This is a genomic window from Litorilinea aerophila (assembly GCF_006569185.2).
GTDB lineage: Bacteria > Chloroflexota > Anaerolineae > Caldilineales > Caldilineaceae > Litorilinea > Litorilinea aerophila.
The window spans coordinates 110,827-128,053 of record NZ_VIGC02000017.1 but is presented as its reverse complement, the minus strand read 5'-3'; the positions used below and the strand labels follow the sequence as shown (position 1 = coordinate 128,053).

Sequence of the window (17,227 nt, the reverse complement as noted above, 5' to 3'; positions counted from 1 at the left end):
CGAAATCCATACCCAACGCCGCGTTATTGATTTCTTCCACGACGCCCTGGGCTACGAATACCTGGGGAACTGGAAAGACCGCGCAGGCAACGCCAACGTAGAGACGCAGCATGCTGCGTCTCTACGGGAGGCCCGCCGCGAGAAGGTCCGCCAGGTGAAACAGGGCATGATGCAGGCCCTGCTGACCGGCCGGGTGAGGTTGGTGGAAGCACAAGAAGAAGGAAATCTATAATGCATATCAGTCGTGTTCACACGGATGGACAGGTGCGGGTCTCTGCGCCGCGGCATCTGGATGACGAGGCCATCCGCCTGGCGGTGGTCTCCCGCCTGGGCTGGATCCACCGCCATCGCCAGCGCTTCGCCGAACAGGCACGCCAGTCCCAGCGGGAGATGGTTAGCGGCGAGAGCCACTACTTTGCCGGTCAACGCTACCGGTTGGACGTGGTCATCCGCGCCGGGAGGCCGGCGGTGCGCATCCGCAACAACGCCTACATCGAACTGGCCGTGCCGCCGGATACCGACCGCGCCGCCCGTGAACGGGTGCTGGAGCGCTGGTACCGCGCCGAACTGCGAGAGCGCATCCCGCCGCTGCTGGAAAAGTGGGGGCTGATGATTGGCGTCGAGGTTGGCGAGGTGCGCATCAAAAAGATGAAAACCCTATGGGGCAGTTGCAACATCGAAGCCCGGCGCATCTGGCTCAACCTGGAACTGATGAAAAAGCCGCCGCAATGCCTGGAATACATCCTGGTGCACGAGATGGTGCATCTGTTGGAACGGCATCACAATGAACGCTTTCAGGCGCTGATGGATCGCTTCCTGCCAGATTGGCGTCTGCGGCGCGATGAACTTAACCGTGCCCCGCTGGCCCATGCCGAATGGGAGTATTGATTGCTCCGGGGCGGCTCATCTCATTATTGAAGACCAGGCTCCGTCCGAATTGGGATCACGGCAACCGTTGCACGAGCTGAGGGTGGCCAGCCGCTGGCCCCATGCCAGGGCCTCGGGGCTGTTATGCCGCAGCGGCCTGCAGGGCGTCGTCCGTCCGGATGCGGTCATGGACTGGCAAGCAGGCGTCGCTTTCAACCGATGCCCTGTGTGCCTCCCCTATGGGCCGGTCGGCAGGCTGTTGATATACGCCCAGATCGCGGCCAGTTCCGTGTCGGTCAGGGTGGCATAGGCCGGCCAGGGCATTTCCGGATCCATCTGGCGGCCGTCCGGCGTCTGGCCGGTGCGCAGGGCGGTCACGAAGTCGGCCTGGCTCCACCCCCGAAGGGCTCCGCCCAGGGTGATGTTGGGCCCCTGGGGCGCGTTGGGGTCGGTGTTGCCACCCAGATCTTCGCCGTGGCAGGAGCCGCAGGAGGCGATCTGGACCAGGTATTGGCCGTATTCGGCGGTCTCCCCTGCGGGGGGCGCAGCCCCACCCACCGCGGCGTGGTCGATCTTGTTGACCGAGGTCACGTCGTTGTAGGCCAGCAGGCCGAAGATGATGGTACCGGGGAGGGGGATGCGCCGCGGTCCCAGCTCCTTGTCCACCGGAGGCAGGGACTGGAGGTAAGCGATGAGCGCGGCCAGGTCCTCGTCCCCATAGGCTGCGTAGTGATGGGCAGCCATGATGAGGAGGGGGCGACCGTCCGCCGCCACCCCGTGGCGGATGGCCCGGTCCCAATCCTGGGCTGTGTAGACTGCGCCCACGCCGCCCGCGCCTCCGGTCAGGTTGGGCGCGGGCAGGTAGCCCAGGGGCGGCTCATCGTTGAAGACCTGGCCGCCCAGGTCAAGACCATGGCAACCGTTGCACGAGCTGATGGTGGCCAGCCGCTGACCCCGGGCCAGGACCTCGGGGCTGTTGTGCACTTCCACCGTCTGCACGGCCACCGCCGGCGCGTTTTGGAGCCGGTTGCTGCCCACCAGGTGCAGCACTCCGCCGGCCACCACCAGCAACCCCACCAGGCTGGCCAGGCCAATGCCGATCCATTTGAGTATGCGTTTCATGGCTGCCTCGCTTCCAATGTTGTAGATGTATTGGATTCATGGATGGCTCTACTGCACAAAGGTCAAATTAGGACGCTGACCCACGCAGATGAACGCTGATTCGGGCGATTCTCTCCTGCGTTTCTTTGCGCCTTTGCGTCTTTGCGTTCAAAAATGCCCTTTTTGCAGCGGAGTCATTGGATGCATGGATGCGTTCACTGCAAAAACCGCAGATGCACGCAGGCTTGCGCATACAGATTTCTTTGCGCCTTTGCGCCCTGGCGTCTTTGCGTTGGATTTATAACCCTGTTTGCAGGCGAGTCAGATAGGAGGATTCGATTCATCCAGCCGCTTCAGCCCGATGAGCGGAATACCCAGGTCTCGGATCTTGATCAACAGGCCGAAGAGGGCCGCCTGGTCGGGAACCTCGCCCTTGAGCGTGGTTGTTCCATCCGGCCGGTGGGTCAGTTGCGCCACGCCCAGCCACGCCGCCCAATCCGGATCCAGATGGCCTTCCAGGCGAATGCAGAAGGTGGGCATGGTCTCCCCTCGGGAACGGCGGTCCTTCCTTCAGGATGAGGACGAATCGCCGCCAGGACGGGCGAGGATGGGCGTGTTCTGGAAGATGCGGAGCTGCCAGCGGCCCTCCTCTTTGGACAGCACAGCCAGGGGACGCACCCTGGGCGCGTTGTCCGCCCCCTCCAGCGCGCCGTCCATCTGCACCACAGCCACATCCGGCCGCAGGAAGCGGATCCAGCGCACGGTCAGGGTGAGCCGGGTGTCCTTGTAGACCGTGCGGAAGATGTGCTCGTGGCCGGCGATGACCGCGTCCCGGCCTTCGGCCACATGGCCGTTCCACACCGTGTGCACCACATCCGCCGCGGACGTGGCGGACCAGGCTTCGGCGTCGCCGTTGTTCCAGGCCGCCTCCAGCCCGGCCACAACGGCGCGGATGGCCTCCTGGTCTGCTGTGTGGTCGGTTGTCTCTGTGTGGGAAAGTGTCTGTTGTGCCATGGGATGCCTCCTGGAATGGTTGGACCAAACGATACAACCGGAGGATAGCCCATGGCGGCGGGCCGCGCATTGGCCAAAGGGACAATGTGGCCGCAGAGAGGGGACAATGTTGGGGAAACGAGAATGAACTTCGGACCCCGGACTCCTACCCGAACAACCCCAATTGTCGGGCCCGGGCCGCGGCTTCGCTGCGGGTGGCGGCCTGGAGCTTCTGCAGGATGTTGCTCACGTGGGCCTTGGCCGTGCGCGGGGTGATGACCAGGGCGTCGGCAATGGCCCGGTTGGTGGCCCCCTCCAGGAGCAGGCGCAACACCTCCACCTCCCGGGGGGTCAGCCACTCCTGGCTGCCGGGGATGGGGAGGGGGCGGGGCGCTGCATCCACGCCGAAGGCGTCCAGGGCCATCCGGGCCACGTGGGGGTAGACCTCTTCGGCCACGGCCAGCTCCAGCAGGGGGATGACCTTGCGGCCGGTCCACAGGGGTTGGCCGGGCATGCCCCGATGCACCATCTCCCGGGCGGCTTCCCGCCAGGCGGCCAGCGCGTCCTGGGGTCGCCCCTCCTGCAGGTAGAAGAGGGCCAAGTCTAGCCCCGGGTTGCCCCAGATGCCGATCCAGGGGATCCGGCGGTGGTGGCCTACCGCGGCCTGAAAGGCGGTCTCCGCCGCGGCGGGTTGCCCCGCTGCCACGGCCTGCCAGCCGGCCAGAAGCGCGAGGAAGGTCTTGATTTCCGCGATGCTGCGCAGATCCTCTTCCGCTTCGATGGCGCGCTGCACCTGCCTCAGCTCCTCCCGGCGATCCTGTTGCCACAGGCCGCGCCAGAGGGCCACCCGGTAGTAGTAGAGGTTGTTGCGGTGGGTGTCGATCTGGTGGCGTTCTACTTCTGCCCGGCGCACAAAATCGGCCAGGGCGTCGCACTCGCCCCGGGCGATCAGGAGGGCCAGCCTCAGGATGTCGAGCATGATGTCCATCCAGGCCAGCGCGCCGATCTCGTCCTGAAGGCGTCGGGTCCGCTCCTCGGCCGTGGCTGCGGCAGACAGGTCTCCCCGCAAGAGGTGGATCCAGCCCTGGCGCATGTAGATGCCCGCGTGGGCCAGCCCCTCTTCCGCTTCGCCCAGCAGGTGCAGCGCCGCCTGGTCGAAGCGCTCCACCAGCTCCATACCCCGCTCCAAAAAGAGAAACTGGGGGCCGAGGAACTGGCCTGCGGCGTCGTAGATGCGGATGTCGCCGGCGGTCTCGGCCGTGCGCAGGTAATCGTGGAAGAGCTCCTGGGCCGCAGCCCAATGGCCGCCGTTCAGCGCGTACCAGATCTTGCCCATGAGCAGGTTGGTCCGGCGTAACGGGGAGAGCCGGTCGGGATGCTGTCCGCTCAGCTCACCCAGGCGGGTTTGCCAGACGGGATCGCTCTGCTCGGTCACGTAGAAGGCCAGGGTCCATAGGGCCTCCAGCTCGCCGGCCACATCCCCCGCGGCCTGGGCCCGGGGGTAAGCGTCCTGGGCCAGCTCCCACGCCCTGCTCAGCTCGCCCCGCTGCCGCAGATGGCCGGCTTCGATGAGGTCCAGCCAGTAGTGGGCGCGCCGGGCCTCCGCCGGCAGGCCGTCGATCCAGGCCATCACTCGAGGATGCACGAAATCCTGCTGACACTGGGCCCGGCCCAGGTCGATGATGGCCTCGGCGGCCGCGGGCCAGTCGGCGGCGGCCAGCAGGTGGTGGATGTGGCGTTCCGGCGTGGACGCCACGTCCGCGGCCCGGCGGTGCAGGGCGGCCATGTCCATGCCGGGCTGCCGGTGTAGTTCCCGCCGGAGGAAGCCGGCGAAGAGGGCATGGGAGCGGTAGACCGGCTCGGCCAGGGGGTCGGCCGCCTCGCTCAGGGTCAGGAAGAGGTTCTGCCGGTAGAGCCCATCCAGGAGGGCCCCGGCGTCCTGGAGACCGGTGACCGCCTGGCACGCGGTGGGCGTCAGCTCATCCAGGATGGCGGTCTGCAGGAGGAAGGTCTGCTCCCGGCCGGAGAGCCGGTTGAAGACTTCCTCCATCAGGTAGTCGAAGAGGAAGTGATGGCTGCCGGCGAGGTGGGCGAGGAGGTCCCGGCGGCGGGTTGTGGTGTCCAGCCGGGCCAGGTAGAGGGCCAGCAGACGCACCCCGGCCGCCCAGCCGCCTGTGCGCTGGTGGATCTGCTCCACGTCTGTCGGCGAGAGCGCCATGTCCAGCTCTTCCTGGAAGAGGCGCACCACCTCATCCGGCGAGAAGCTCAGCCCATCCAGGCGAAATTCTGCCAGTTGGCCCCGGGCCCGCAGGTGGGCCAGGCGCAGGGGCGGGTCATGGCGGGTGGTGAGCAGCAGATGGAGGTCCGGCGGCATCCGCTCCAGCAGGTAGTCCACCAGGCTGTGGATGGCCGGGTTGTCGATGCGGTGGTAGTCCTCCAGCACCAGCAGGAAAGGTCCTTCCGTCTGGCCCAGGTGGGCGGCGAAGTCGTTGATGAGCAGGCCCAGCAGGCGGCGGATGTTGGGTGGGGCGTCCCTTCCGGCGGCCAGCAAGGGCTGGGCCTGGCTGCCGAAGTCGGGCAGGTGGGGCCGGACCGCAGCGATCAGGAGCTGGAGGAAGGCCTGGAGCTCGTCGTCTCCTTCGTCCAGCGCGACCCAGGCCATGGGCATCTGGGGGCAGGCAGCGTGGAGGGCCGCCACCGCGATGGTCTTCCCTGCGCCCGCCGGTGCGGAGAGGAGGGTCAGCCGGTGGTTGGCGACCGCCTTTTGCAGGGCCTGGACCAGGTGGGGCCGCTCCAGGATGTCCTCGGCCAGCCGTGGGGGCCGCAATTTCGTCAACGGGATGGTGTCCGGGAGATGCCATTGGGTCATGGTGGGCCAATGGTACTACATTCACGGCCGACCGTCCACCCGGTTTCCGTCGGGGCGGGTCGCCGGGCCTGCCCGATGGTGCCGGATCCAGGTGGGCGAAGGGGCGGCGATGGCTGCGCAGCTACGAGCTGCGCCTACGAAGGGGGGGCAGGTCTCGTCGGGGCGGGTCGCCGGGCCTGCCCGATGGTGCCGGATCCAGGTGGGCGAAGGGGCGGCGATGGCTGCGCAGCTACGAGCTGCGCCTACGAAGGGGGGCAGGTCTCGTCGGGGCGGGTCGCCGGGCCTGCCCGATGGTGCCGGATCCAGGCGGGCGAAGGGGCGGCGACGGCTGCGCAGCTACGAGCTGCGCCTACGAAGGGGGGCAGGTCTCGTCGGGGCGGACCCCGTGCCTGCCCGCTGGCGCCGGATCCAGATGGGCGAAGGGGCGGCGATGGATGCGCAGCCCGGTTTGTAGGGGCGAATCATGATTCGCCCAAACCGCCTACGAAGGGGGGCAGGTCTCGTCGGGGTGGGCCAAGGGCCTGCCCGATGGATGTCCGGCGCGGGCAGGAAACAGATTGACGGCCGCCCCTCTCTCGGGGTACGATGGGGAGGAGAAGCGCATCCGGAACGATCCCAATCCTGGAGCCACTGTGCTGCACCCAAAGGAAATGACCCATGGCTGACGAAACCCTGCGCTGGATTGAAACGGAGATGGCGCGCCTGCAGGAGGCAGGGCTGCTGACCACCATCCGCACCATCGAGTCGCCCATGGACGCCCGGGTGATCATCGACGGGCGGGAGCTGTTGAACTTCTGTGCCAACAACTACCTGGGGCTGGCCAACCATCCCCGGCTGCGCCGGGCGGCCAAAGACGCCATCGACCGCTACGGCATCGGCCCGGGCGCGGTGCGTACCATCGCCGGCACCATGTCCCTCCACGTGGCGCTGGAGGAGCGGCTGGCCGCGTTCAAGCGGGCCGAGGCCTGCATCACCTTCCAGAGCGGCTTCATGGCCAACCTGGCCACCATCCCCGCGCTGGTGGGCCGGGGCGACGTGATCTTCTCCGACGAGTTGAACCATGCCAGCATCATTGATGCCTGCCGCCTGAGCCGGGCGGAGGTGGTGCGCTATGCCCACTGCGACGTGGACGACTTGCGCCGCAAGGTGGAACAGGTGCCTGCGTCCGGCCGCCGCCTCATTGTCACCGACGGCGTCTTCAGCATGGACGGGGACATCGCTCCCCTGCCCGCCATCTGCGAGATCGCCGAAGCCCACGGCGCCATCCTCATGGTGGATGACGCCCATGGGGAAGGGGTGCTGGGTGAGGGCGGCCGGGGCATCGTCGACCACTTTGGCCTCCACGGCCGGGTCCAGGTGGAGGTGGGGACCCTGAGCAAGGCCTTTGGCGTGGTGGGCGGCCTGGTGGCCGGCAGTCGCCTGGTGGTGGAGTGGCTGCGCCAGCGGGGGCGGCCCTTCCTCTTCTCCAGCGCCATGACCGTCCCCGACGTGGCCGCCTGCCTGGAAGCCGTCCAGGTCCTGGAGGAGTCCACCGAACTGGTGGACCGGCTGTGGGAGAATGCCCGCTTCTTCAAGGCGGAGATGCAGCGGCTGGGCTTCGACATCGGCCACAGCCAGACGCCCATCGTCCCGGTGATGTTGGGCGAGGCGCCCCTGGCCCAGCACTTCAGCCGTCGGCTCTTTGAAGAAGGGCTCTTCGCCACGGCCATCAGCTATCCTACCGTGCCCATGGGCAAAGCCCGCATCCGGGTCATGAACTCGGCCGCGCACAGCCGGGCCGACCTGGAGGAGGCGTTGGCTATTTTCGCCCGGGTGGGCCGAGAGCTGGGGGTGATAGGGGGATAGCCATCCAATGCGCAAGAAAGCGATCCTCATCACCGGTGCCAGCGGCGAGGTGGGCCATGCCCTGGTGAAACAGCTCTCCCAGTCGGGCAACCATCTTCTGTTGACCCTGGACCTCCAGCCGCTGCCCCCGGAGATCCAGGGCCTCTCCACCCACGTCCAGGGGGACCTGCTGGACACCCACCTGCTGGCCCGGCTGGTGAGCGAGTTCGACATCGAGGTCATCTACCACCTGGCCGCGCTCCTCTCCACCCGCAGCGAGGTCACGCCGGAGATGGCCCACCAGATCAATGTGGAGGGGACCCTGGGGCTCTTGCGCCTGGCCACGGAGCAGAGCCAGTGGCGCAACCGCTCCATCCAGTTCATCTTCCCCAGTTCCATCGCCATCTACGGCATGCCGGACCGGGAGAGCAAGCAGCTCTATCAGCGGGTGCGGGAGTTCGAGTGGAACCAGCCCCGCACCATGTACGGTTGCAACAAGCTCTACTGCGAGATGCTGGGCATCTACTACAGCCGACATTACCGCCAGCTGGCCGCGCAACAGCCCGTGACCATCGACTTCCGCTGTGTGCGCTTTCCCGGGCTCATCAGCGCCTTCACCCTGCCCTCGGGCGGCACCAGCGACTACGGCCCGGAGATGATCCACGCCGCGGCCAAAGGAGAGCCCTACGCCTGCTTCGTGCGGCCGGAGGCCCGCATCCCCTTCATGGCCATGCCCGATGCGGTCCACGCCCTGCTGCAGCTGGGCCAGGCGCCCCGGGAGCGGCTCACCCGCCTGGTCTACAACGTCACCAGCTTCAGCCTCTCCGCCGGACAGATCCGGGAGCGGGTGCTGCAGGCCTTCCCCGATGCCCAGATCACCTTTGCGCCGGACCCCAAGCGGGAGGCCATCATCGACAGCTGGCCGGCGGACCTGGACGACAGCGCGGCGCGGGTGGATTGGGGTTGGCAGCCCCAGTACGATGTGGACCGGGCCTTTCAGGAGTATCTCTTCCCCAACATCCAGGCCCGCTACCGCCGGTCTCCCCAGGGCGGGGGCAATTGAACAGGTTGGCCATGGACAGCAATGCAGCCAAAGTCAAACCCTTTTTGAAGTGGGCGGGCGGCAAACTGCGTATCGTGGCCCACATCAAAGAAGTGTTGCCGCCGGGTCGCCGCCTGATCGAGCCCTTTGTGGGCTCGGGCGCGGTCTTCCTGAACACCGACTACGACCACTACCTGCTGGCCGACGCCAACCCGGATCTGATCGGGCTGTACCGTCAGCTGCAGCAGGAGGGCGAGGCTTTCATCCGCTACTGCCAGCGCTTCTTCACCCCAGAGACCAACCAGCGCCCGGTCTACTACGAGTACCGGGATCGTTTCAACCGCAGCCAGGATCCCCGGGAGCGGGCCGCGCTCTTCCTCTACCTGAACCGCCACGGCTACAACGGGCTCTGCCGCTACAACGCCAGTGGCCAGTTCAACGTCCCCTTTGGCCGCTACAAGCGGCCCTACTTTCCCGAAGCGGAGATGGAGGCGTTTCTGGAGAAGGCCCGGCGAGCCAGGCTGGAGTTTCAGGTGGCCGACTTTGTGGAGACCCTGTCCGCCGCCCAGGTGGGCGACGTGGTCTACTGTGACCCGCCCTATGTGCCCCTGTCCGCCACGGCCAACTTCACCGGCTACAGCAAGGATGGCTTTGGCCCGGCGGAACAGCTGCGCCTGGCCGAGCTGGCCCAGGAACTGGCGGCCCGGGGCGTGCCGGTGGTGATCTCCAACCACGACACCGACTTCACGGCCCAGGCCTATGCCCGGGCACGGGAAAAAAGGCGGCTGACGGTCCGGCGTCACATCAGCTGCGACGGCGCCAACCGCAATGAAGTCCGGGAGATCCTGGCCGTCTTCCACTGAACGTGGATCCACAGGAGCCACAGATGACACTGATGATGCCATGGCATGGAGGTGGCGCGGGATGGAACGTCAAATCGTCGGCTTTCACCAGGACGATGTGGGCGATTGGGTGGCCGAGCTCTCCTGTGGCCATACCATCCACGTGCGCCATGATCCCCCCTGGAGCCAGCGGCCCTGGGTGTTGACCGAGGAAGGACGGAGACGGTTCATTGGTTACTGGCTCACGTGCAAAGAATGCGCTTCCGGGCCGGCAGCCAACCGAAAGGAGCCTGTGACATGACCATTCACCCGGAGACGACCATGGGGATGGTGACCCTCTGCGTGGCCGACCTGGGCCGTTCCCTGGACTATTATCGGCACCGTATCGGCCTGCAGCTCCACCGGCAGGAGGGAGGTGCCGCGTTCCTGGGGGCCGGCGGGCCGGATCTGCTCTGCCTGGTGGAACAGCCCGGGGCCCGACCGGTGCAGCGGGGGCGGACGGGCCTCTACCATTTCGCCCTGTTGTTGCCCTCTCGCCTGGCGTTGGCCCGAACCTTGCGCCACCTGCTGGAAACCCGCACCCCCATTGCCGGGGCCAGCGACCATGGGGTCAGCGAAGCCCTCTACCTCACCGATCCGGACGGCCATGGCATCGAAATCTACCGGGATCGGCCCCGGGCGGAGTGGCCCATGGTGTCCACGCCTCGGGGAATGGAGCTGGCCATGACCGTGGATCCCCTGGATGTGGAGGGGATTCTGGCTGAGCTGGCCCCTGGGGGTGGCGGCGGGGCGGCCATGCCGGCGGAGACCATCGTGGGGCATGTGCATCTGCACGTGGCGGAGCTGGAGGCGGCGGAGGCGTTCTACTGTGGCGTGCTGGGTTTCACGTTGATGCAACGTTTCGACCGCTCGGCCAGCTTTGTCTCGGCCGGGGGGTATCACCACCACCTGGGGTTGAACATCTGGGCGGGCCGGGGCGCCCCACCCCCGCCGGAGGATGCGGCCCGGCTGCTCCACTACGAGATCGTCCTGCCGGACGCCGAGGCCCTGGAAGCCGTGCTGGCCCGGATCCAGGCCGCGGGGCTGATCCCCCAGGCCCGGGATGGCGGCTGGTTTCTCCACGATCCGTCCCGCAACGGGGTGGTGTTGCGCGCCGGGCGGTGAGGAACTATCAGGCGCATCGTACCTGACTGACTGCATTCAACCGACTATTTTTTCACTCGACTACTGCCAGGCCCGATTCCTATTGGGCCTGGCAGTGGTCGATCTGGGCGGGTGTTTGCGTGAAGGTTTTGCTGAAGAGAACATCCCGGGTTTTTACAGTGATGTTTATGCCTCCACTGTAATGCTCATTTTCAATTTTCGAAAATTTGAGTGGATAGGGTTTACAGGCCAATCAATCCCATGCAAAATACAGTTTAGTGTGGACACTGTCGTTCGTGACAGGTTAAGGGAAAGAAGCAACCTATCAATAGTAATCTGGCGCCCCTCCTCACCATCAACCATTCCAGTGGGCGTCCTGGCAGCTTCTTTACACTGACCGGTAGTAACTATCCACCCAACAGCACGGCCATCGTTTCCATCAACGGACGGGTTCTTCAGACATTTATGACCGATCCGGCCGGCAACGTTGAATTGATCCTCAATACCAGCCAGGCTGCCCTGGGCGCCTATGAAGTCACTGTGAGCGTTAACCCGACTGCTACTGTAAGTTTTGAGTTGTCTGAAGATGCGCCGCTCCATGTAAAAGAGGGTGATGGACCGGAGATCTTGGTGCCTGGGAACCTCATCATTCGCAAGGTTTACCTGCCCCTGATCGAACGCTAAGCGGGCCTGAAGACCATTGTGGAGGATTGTACCCGTGAACATTCATTCCCCTCGGCAACTTCATCCATATCGGACCCCGGCGTTGGTTCTGGCTGTGGCGGGGTTTTCTGCTCTCCTTTTGCTGTCAATTCTACTGGCAGTGATGCAATCAGAGCCGGTGGTTGCATCACTGCCAGCCCAGTTGGATTCAACCCTGTCAGCTGTCACCGGTATTGAAACCGATGCTGGGACCATCGTCGTCAGCACCGACCCCTGGATCGAGTATGCCCGGGACCGCATGATTGTGAAGGTTCGCTCCGGGGTGGACCTTCGCGTCCAGGGGCAGGATGGAGAAGTCCAGGCTTCATCCCTGGCGAGTACCCTGAATAGCCTGGGCGTGGTAGACGTAGAGCCCCTCTTTGCGCCTGCCATGGGCACTGTTCAGGCGGCCCAACATCCAGAATCTTCCCATCGTGGCCTGGAACGTATCTATCGCCTGCGCATGACAGGCCAGATCCCCCTGGATCATGCCCTGGCTCTGTTACGGACCGACCCCAATGTGGAGTATGCAGAACCTGACTACGTGGCCCGAGCCGTCCGAGTCCCCAACGATCCGGAGTACCCACAACAATGGTATCTGCCCCATGTAGGGGCTCCCAACGCCTGGGATGCCACCACAGGGAGCAATCAGGTCATTATCGCCGTCATCGATTCCGGCATCGACACTGACCATCCCGATCTTAGCGGTCAGCTTTGGGTCAACAGCGCGGAAGTGCCCAACAACGGCCAGGATGACGATCTCAACGGGTACGTGGACGATCTGCATGGCTGGAATTCTATCAACGATTCGCCCCAAATCGAGGATGATAATGGTCATGGGACCCAGGTGGCCGGCGTTATTGCCGCAAGCACTGACAACGGCAGCGGCGTAGCGGGATTGTGCTGGTCGTGTCGCCTTATGGTGTTGAAGGCCATGCAGTCCTCCGGTATTGCCAACTACTCGGATATTGCCGAGGCCATCGTCTATGCTGCTTCCAATGGAGCCCGGATCATCAATGTCTCCTTGGGCGGCTATGCAGATTCCGCCCTGGTGCGGGACGCCATTCAAGAGGCAGCCACCACCGCGGTCGTGGTGGCCGGCGCCGGTAACGACGACTCGACAACCCCTTTCTACCCTGCTGCCTATCCCGAAGTCATCGCCGTAGCCTCCACGGGCCAAAACGACCAAAAATCGGTTTTCTCCAACTTTGGCCCCTGGGTTGACATCGCGGCCCCAGGTGAGCTTATCCGCACCACTCAAATCGGCGGCTATGTCACGGTGGATGGCACCAGCCTCTCTGCCTCTATGGTGGCCGGTGTAGCGGGCCTGCTGCGCAGCGCCCACCCAGACTGGTCGCCCGAATTGGTGAAATGGCAGCTGTTGAACACCGCCTTTTCGATTGATTCCCTGAACCCCACACTGGTCGGACAGCTGGGCTATGGACGTCTGGACGCGGCTGCTGCGCTGGGGACCACGCCCCAGCCGAACGCACGGGTCGAGAGTTACGCCATCGATGGCGTAAGTGGGGCCCGGCCCGAGCCCGGTCAATCCTTTTTGCTGGCCCTGACCCTACGCAACCTGTGGGTGCCGGCAGCCAACCTGGTGGGCACGTTGACCACCAGTGATCCTTACGCTACAGTGACTGATGGCCAGGGGACCTTTGGCTCCGTGGACAGCGGCCAGATGGGCAGCAACGCCGCAGATCCCTTTGGCCTGACCCTGGCCGGCAACGCACCCTACAACCACCCCATTCTGTTCAACCTGGTCCTGAACGGCGACAACGGCTACCAACTGTCCCTGCCCTTCACCCTGACCGTGCGCAGCGGTGAGGAAGTGCTGGGCAACACCATGTATGTGGAGGACACGGTCTGGACGGCAGATAAGACCTACATCCTCAATGGCACGGTCATTGTGGGCCAGGGTGTTACCCTGACCATCCAGCCGGGTACGGTCATCAAGGGCAACCCGGATAAGTTCATCCGCGTGGACGGCACCCTCATCGCCCGAGGGACGGCTGAGGCGCCCATCCTCTTCACCACCAACTCGGTGACTGGGACCCGGTGGAGCGGGATTCGCTTCACCGACAGCGCCATGGACGCCTGGTTCGACCCCCAGGGCAACTACCAGGGGGGTAGTGTGCTGCAACACGTGATCGTGGAGCGTGCCGCTATTGGCGCAAGCCTGGGCAGCCGGGCGCCCTATATCGCGGACTCGACCTTTCAGGACAATGGCATGGCCATCCAGGTGGGCAGCAACGGCAACGGCGGCTCGCCCCGCATCGAACGCAGCCAGTTCACCCGCAACAGCACGGCCATCAACCTCCAGGGCGGCCGGCCGACCATCTCTTACAACACCTTCCGGAACACGGGGGAAGGGATCACCGGATCCGGTTCGCCTGAGGTCACGAACAACATCTTCCAGGATAACAGCGGATGGGCCATCCATCTGTGGTGCTGCAGCGATCCCCGAATGACACTACCAAGTATTCGGAACAACGTGATTCTGAACAACGGCGGTAGCATCTACGCTGCGGGCTTTCATAATGTGGACATCCAGGGGAATCTCATTGCAAGCAATGGGGGTGATATCTGGCTAGATGTGAATCGCAGTGTATATTTATATTCGATAGATATAGCTTATAACCAAGAGCAGGATAACTATCTCGTGACCTGGTCCGATACTGATGGAATGCAAAACCTCGCCACAAAATTCCAGCGACTTGGAGGAACAGCTCAACCGCTAGCATCGCCGGTTCCTTGGCAATGTGTTGAAAGGGCAACGCTGGCGTATAATCCAGCGGATGGTAGTTATCTTGCTGCATCAATTGGAGTTCCATATAATCGCGGTATATTAGAAGCAAAACTATGTCTCCAGAATTTGGGCATTTCTGGCAGTCCCACCGGGACGTTAAATATCATTACGTCGACTTCTATCATAAATACCAGAGTAGTATATCATTCTCAATCGCAACAGCACATTCTTCTGTGGCAAGGGGGGAATGTGGATGATTGGAGATTATACGCTCAAGCCCTGAGCGCGGACATTGCGCCTTTCGGCAATCCGATCCAGATTGGTCAGGACTTACAACAGCAGGAATGGTATGGCCCTCTATCTCTTTACGACGCCACCTACGACCCGGTAAACGACCGCACATTGGTGGTTTTTCAGGGTGATAACTTTTCTTCTCGACTATGGGGAGCTTGGATCCGCAGCACATCCTCACTAACGGTCAGCACCTCTTTCACCATTACCCAAGATCCTCAAGGGCGAAGACTGTGGAACGCGGCAGCGGCCTACGGCGATGGCCGTTATCTGGTAGTCTGGGAGCGAGGACTGGACATGGGCGAACGTGCCCTGGTGGGCATGTTGTTAAACGCGGATGGCACGCCCGCAACAGGGCCGATTACGGTCACCCAGAACGTGGCAGCCTATCAACCGGCTGTGGCTTACAACTCGAGCGCGCAGGAATTTCTGATCGCTTGGGTGCAAGGACCCGAAATATCAAGTGGCAACATTCATGAGGTGATGGTCCAACGGCTCAATACGCAAGGAGCGCTGCTTGGCACCCCCATCACCTTGCGTACTGCCGGTGAGAACGATGATAATAGTTATGTCTCTACGCCCAAGGTTGTCTATAACTCCACCCGCAACGAGTATCTGGTGGCCTGGATTGACAACCGCCAGGGGACCCCTGCTGTCCCTGCATTCTACGGTCAGCGTCTCGATGTGAACGGCCAACTCCTGGATAACGACTGGACTCCCGAAGATGAATCTCAGCCCTCGGTGAATTTCCTGCTTGTTCAGCCCCAGGATGGTATTCGCTACAATACTATTATCGACAACCAGGGCAACGGCATCTCCCTGCAGGGGTACCGCCTGCGCAGTCTGATCATCTCCGACAACAACCTCTTCGGCAACAAGGGCCAGTACGAGATCTACGTGGAGCACAGCTCGCCGGGCAGCCAGAACTTCACCATCAACGCGACCAACAACTTCTGGAACCTGCCTACCAATCAGATCGCAGCCCGCATCCGGGACTGCACCTTCGATGAGAACGCCTGCAATACCCCCAGCTCCACCCTGCCCAAGGTGGCCTTCACCCCGGTGCGTAGCGAACCAGACCCCGAGGCGCCCGCCTTCGCCCACAACGTCAGCCTCTCGCCTGATCCGGTGGGGGACGAGACAGGCCTGCTCACGGTGGACTTCAGTCGCCCCATGATCACCGAAACCATGCCCACTGCCCTTTTTCATGATGCACGGCGGGGTACGGTGGCACAGATGCTGGATTATCCGGTGCAGGCCATGGCGGTGGATGTCATCGGTCGCCTGTGGGTGGCCGGCGGGTGGGCGCATCCCGGCGTCCGGTACTACGATGGCAGGGATTGGTACGCCCAGGCAGGCATCACGGGTACCATCAATGCCATCTATGGTGCGAGCAATGGTGATGTGTGGTTCGCTCGTAACGACAATGACCTTCGACTGTACCGGCTGCAGGGTGCCACTGTCCTCACCTACACAGCCCAGATCACGCCCGGGGGTTGGATGGAAGGGATATCTTCCATTGGGGAAGACCTGCAGGGGAACATGTGGTTCGGCACATGGAACGGCGCCTGGCGCTACGACGGCGTCCAGTGGCGACGGTTCACCACAGCGGAAGGTTTGGTCCACAACAGTGTCATGGCTATTGCTCGCGACGGCCAGGGGCGCATGTGGTTCCGCACCGAGCAAGGCCTCAGCGTCTTCGATGGCGTGACCTGGCGGACATACAATCAATCCAGTGGCCTGCCTACCAGCCAGTTTTCCGACCTCTTCGCCGACAGCCAAGGCCGGGTATGGGTGGCCCTGGACCGGTACGATGAGCCCGACTGGAACCGGCGCAAGTATGTGGCCATGTATGACGGCGCGGGCTGGACTTTCTACGGACCCAGTGAGACCAATGGTCTTCTGAGTTGCGAGGTTTCCTGGCTTGCCGAGGATGCCCGAGGCCGCATCTGGATGAAGGCATGTTCCCAGCAGATCCTCGTGTTTGACGGCCAGAACTGGTCCCAGATGGACATCCAGCCGGAACCGGGAGGACCAGTTATCATGGACACCCGAGGGAACCTGTGGTATGTCAGAGACCGTCTATACGTCCGTTGGGGCGGGCTGGACTACAGCTTCACCGACGGCCAGTGGCTTTCCCCCACCCGTTTCCAGGCCAGCTACGACTTCACCCCTCAGATCCTGCCAGGGAGCTACCGGGCCGAAGTCCAGGGGGCCATGGACAGCGAGGGCATGCCCGCCTATGCGGGTACAGGGCAGACGTTTCAAGTGGACTTCGGCACGGCTGTCTCCACCCTGCGACCCCACCCACCCCAGGTCCAGGCGGAGACCGATGGCCGCCTGAGTCATCTCCGAGCCAACTGGACGCCGGTCGCCGGCGACAAGGTGGATCTCTACCGGTATGCCATTGGGAGTTTTCCCGGCGGGCGGGATGTGTTGGGGTGGACCTATACGGCAGATAATCAGGTCGAGCGCACCGATCTGCGCCTGCAAGCCGGACAGTCCTACTACGTGGTCGTTCAGGCCCGCAGCCTGGAAAATGGCCTGTGGAGCGCCGATGGCCGTTCCAACGCCGTCGTCGGCGGGGTAGTGACTGAGCCGCCGACAGAGCTGCAACAGATTTATCTGCCTATTGTAAGGCGGTAACGGTAACTTCTTGTTCCTTTATGAGGGCATGGGCGACTGTTTTCATTGACAGTCGCCCATGCCTTTTGTTACCCTTATGCCACCTCCATCGGACCTCTGCCCGGATAAGCTACAGATCCATCCTGCCAGCCTACTACACTTACAAGGACCCTTCA

Annotated in this window: 13 protein-coding genes; 9 read left to right on the top strand and 4 right to left on the bottom strand. The window is 63.6% G+C overall.

Features of this window, described 5'->3' with window-relative positions:
• Positions 1 to 232 (top strand): hypothetical protein (locus FKZ61_RS14140; protein ID WP_170199734.1); only part of this gene is annotated, 232 nt, incomplete at its 5' end.
• Complete coding sequence (locus tag FKZ61_RS14135) at positions 232 to 888, top strand: M48 family metallopeptidase (protein ID WP_141610770.1); 657 nt, start codon at positions 232 to 234, stop codon at positions 886 to 888. The genes FKZ61_RS14140 and FKZ61_RS14135, both read left to right, overlap by 1 nt.
• Positions 889 to 1,104: 216 nt before the next feature.
• Here FKZ61_RS14135 and FKZ61_RS14130 read toward each other — a convergent pair whose 3' ends face one another.
• From FKZ61_RS14130 to FKZ61_RS24030, 4 genes are all read right to left on the bottom strand, one after another.
• A complete protein-coding gene (locus tag FKZ61_RS14130) occupies positions 1,105 to 1,989 on the bottom strand; it encodes a c-type cytochrome (protein WP_141610769.1) in 885 nt (294 codons plus the stop codon).
• A gap of 300 nt (positions 1,990 to 2,289) precedes the next feature.
• Complete coding sequence (locus FKZ61_RS14125; RefSeq protein ID WP_141610768.1) at positions 2,290 to 2,508, bottom strand: hypothetical protein; 219 nt, start codon at positions 2,506 to 2,508, stop codon at positions 2,290 to 2,292.
• 30 nt (positions 2,509 to 2,538) lie between these two features.
• Positions 2,539 to 2,982 (bottom strand): SgcJ/EcaC family oxidoreductase, encoded by a 444-nt coding sequence (locus FKZ61_RS14120; protein ID WP_141610767.1) that lies wholly within the window; start codon positions 2,980 to 2,982, stop codon positions 2,539 to 2,541.
• 145 nt (positions 2,983 to 3,127) lie between these two features.
• A complete protein-coding gene (locus FKZ61_RS24030) occupies positions 3,128 to 5,830 on the bottom strand; it encodes a LuxR C-terminal-related transcriptional regulator (protein ID WP_141610766.1) in 2,703 nt (900 codons plus the stop codon).
• 657 nt (positions 5,831 to 6,487) lie between these two features.
• Between FKZ61_RS24030 and FKZ61_RS14100 the strand changes: the two genes are divergently transcribed.
• The 7 genes from FKZ61_RS14100 (at position 6,488) to FKZ61_RS14070 (ending at position 17,072) form a co-directional block, all read left to right on the top strand.
• The gene (locus FKZ61_RS14100; protein WP_141610765.1) at positions 6,488 to 7,675 is read left to right on the top strand and encodes a glycine C-acetyltransferase; all 1,188 of its coding nucleotides are present in this window, start codon (positions 6,488 to 6,490) and stop codon (positions 7,673 to 7,675) included.
• Positions 7,676 to 7,682: 7 nt separating this feature from the next.
• Positions 7,683 to 8,717: an NAD-dependent epimerase/dehydratase family protein gene (locus FKZ61_RS14095; RefSeq protein WP_141610764.1), complete on the top strand. Its 1,035-nt coding sequence runs from the start codon at positions 7,683 to 7,685 to the stop codon at positions 8,715 to 8,717.
• 11 nt (positions 8,718 to 8,728) lie between these two features.
• Positions 8,729 to 9,559, top strand: a complete 831-nt coding sequence (locus FKZ61_RS14090; RefSeq protein ID WP_141610763.1) for a Dam family site-specific DNA-(adenine-N6)-methyltransferase — start codon at positions 8,729 to 8,731, stop codon at positions 9,557 to 9,559.
• A gap of 61 nt (positions 9,560 to 9,620) precedes the next feature.
• Positions 9,621 to 9,839, top strand: a complete 219-nt coding sequence (locus FKZ61_RS14085) for a DUF3565 domain-containing protein (RefSeq protein WP_141610762.1) — start codon at positions 9,621 to 9,623, stop codon at positions 9,837 to 9,839.
• Positions 9,836 to 10,702 (top strand): VOC family protein, encoded by an 867-nt coding sequence (locus tag FKZ61_RS14080; RefSeq protein WP_141610761.1) that lies wholly within the window; start codon positions 9,836 to 9,838, stop codon positions 10,700 to 10,702. Before FKZ61_RS14085 ends, FKZ61_RS14080 begins: the two co-directional genes overlap by 4 nt.
• 444 nt (positions 10,703 to 11,146) lie before the next feature.
• A complete protein-coding gene (locus tag FKZ61_RS14075; RefSeq protein ID WP_141610760.1) occupies positions 11,147 to 11,365 on the top strand; it encodes a hypothetical protein in 219 nt (72 codons plus the stop codon).
• A 34-nt stretch (positions 11,366 to 11,399) separates the two neighbouring features.
• Positions 11,400 to 17,072, top strand: coding sequence for a S8 family serine peptidase (locus FKZ61_RS14070; RefSeq protein WP_229964260.1), 5,673 nt, complete (start codon positions 11,400 to 11,402; stop codon positions 17,070 to 17,072).
• Positions 17,073 to 17,227: the final 155 nt, after the last annotated feature.

Bases quoted from the DNA above. Each gene is read 5' to 3' on its own strand.
- FKZ61_RS14135 (WP_141610770.1), top strand. From the start codon at position 232: ATGCATATCAGTCGTGTTCACACGGATGGACAGGTGCGGGTCTCTGCG.
- FKZ61_RS14130 (WP_141610769.1), bottom strand. From the start codon at position 1,989: ATGAAACGCATACTCAAATGGATCGGCATTGGCCTGGCCAGCCTGGTG.
- FKZ61_RS14125 (WP_141610768.1), bottom strand. From the start codon at position 2,508: ATGCCCACCTTCTGCATTCGCCTGGAAGGCCATCTGGATCCGGATTGG.
- FKZ61_RS14120 (WP_141610767.1), bottom strand. From the start codon at position 2,982: ATGGCACAACAGACACTTTCCCACACAGAGACAACCGACCACACAGCA.
- FKZ61_RS24030 (WP_141610766.1), bottom strand. From the start codon at position 5,830: ATGACCCAATGGCATCTCCCGGACACCATCCCGTTGACGAAATTGCGG.
- FKZ61_RS14100 (WP_141610765.1), top strand. From the start codon at position 6,488: ATGGCTGACGAAACCCTGCGCTGGATTGAAACGGAGATGGCGCGCCTG.
- FKZ61_RS14095 (WP_141610764.1), top strand. From the start codon at position 7,683: ATGCGCAAGAAAGCGATCCTCATCACCGGTGCCAGCGGCGAGGTGGGC.
- FKZ61_RS14090 (WP_141610763.1), top strand. From the start codon at position 8,729: ATGGACAGCAATGCAGCCAAAGTCAAACCCTTTTTGAAGTGGGCGGGC.
- FKZ61_RS14085 (WP_141610762.1), top strand. From the start codon at position 9,621: ATGGAACGTCAAATCGTCGGCTTTCACCAGGACGATGTGGGCGATTGG.
- FKZ61_RS14080 (WP_141610761.1), top strand. From the start codon at position 9,836: ATGACCATTCACCCGGAGACGACCATGGGGATGGTGACCCTCTGCGTG.
- FKZ61_RS14075 (WP_141610760.1), top strand. From the start codon at position 11,147: ATGACCGATCCGGCCGGCAACGTTGAATTGATCCTCAATACCAGCCAG.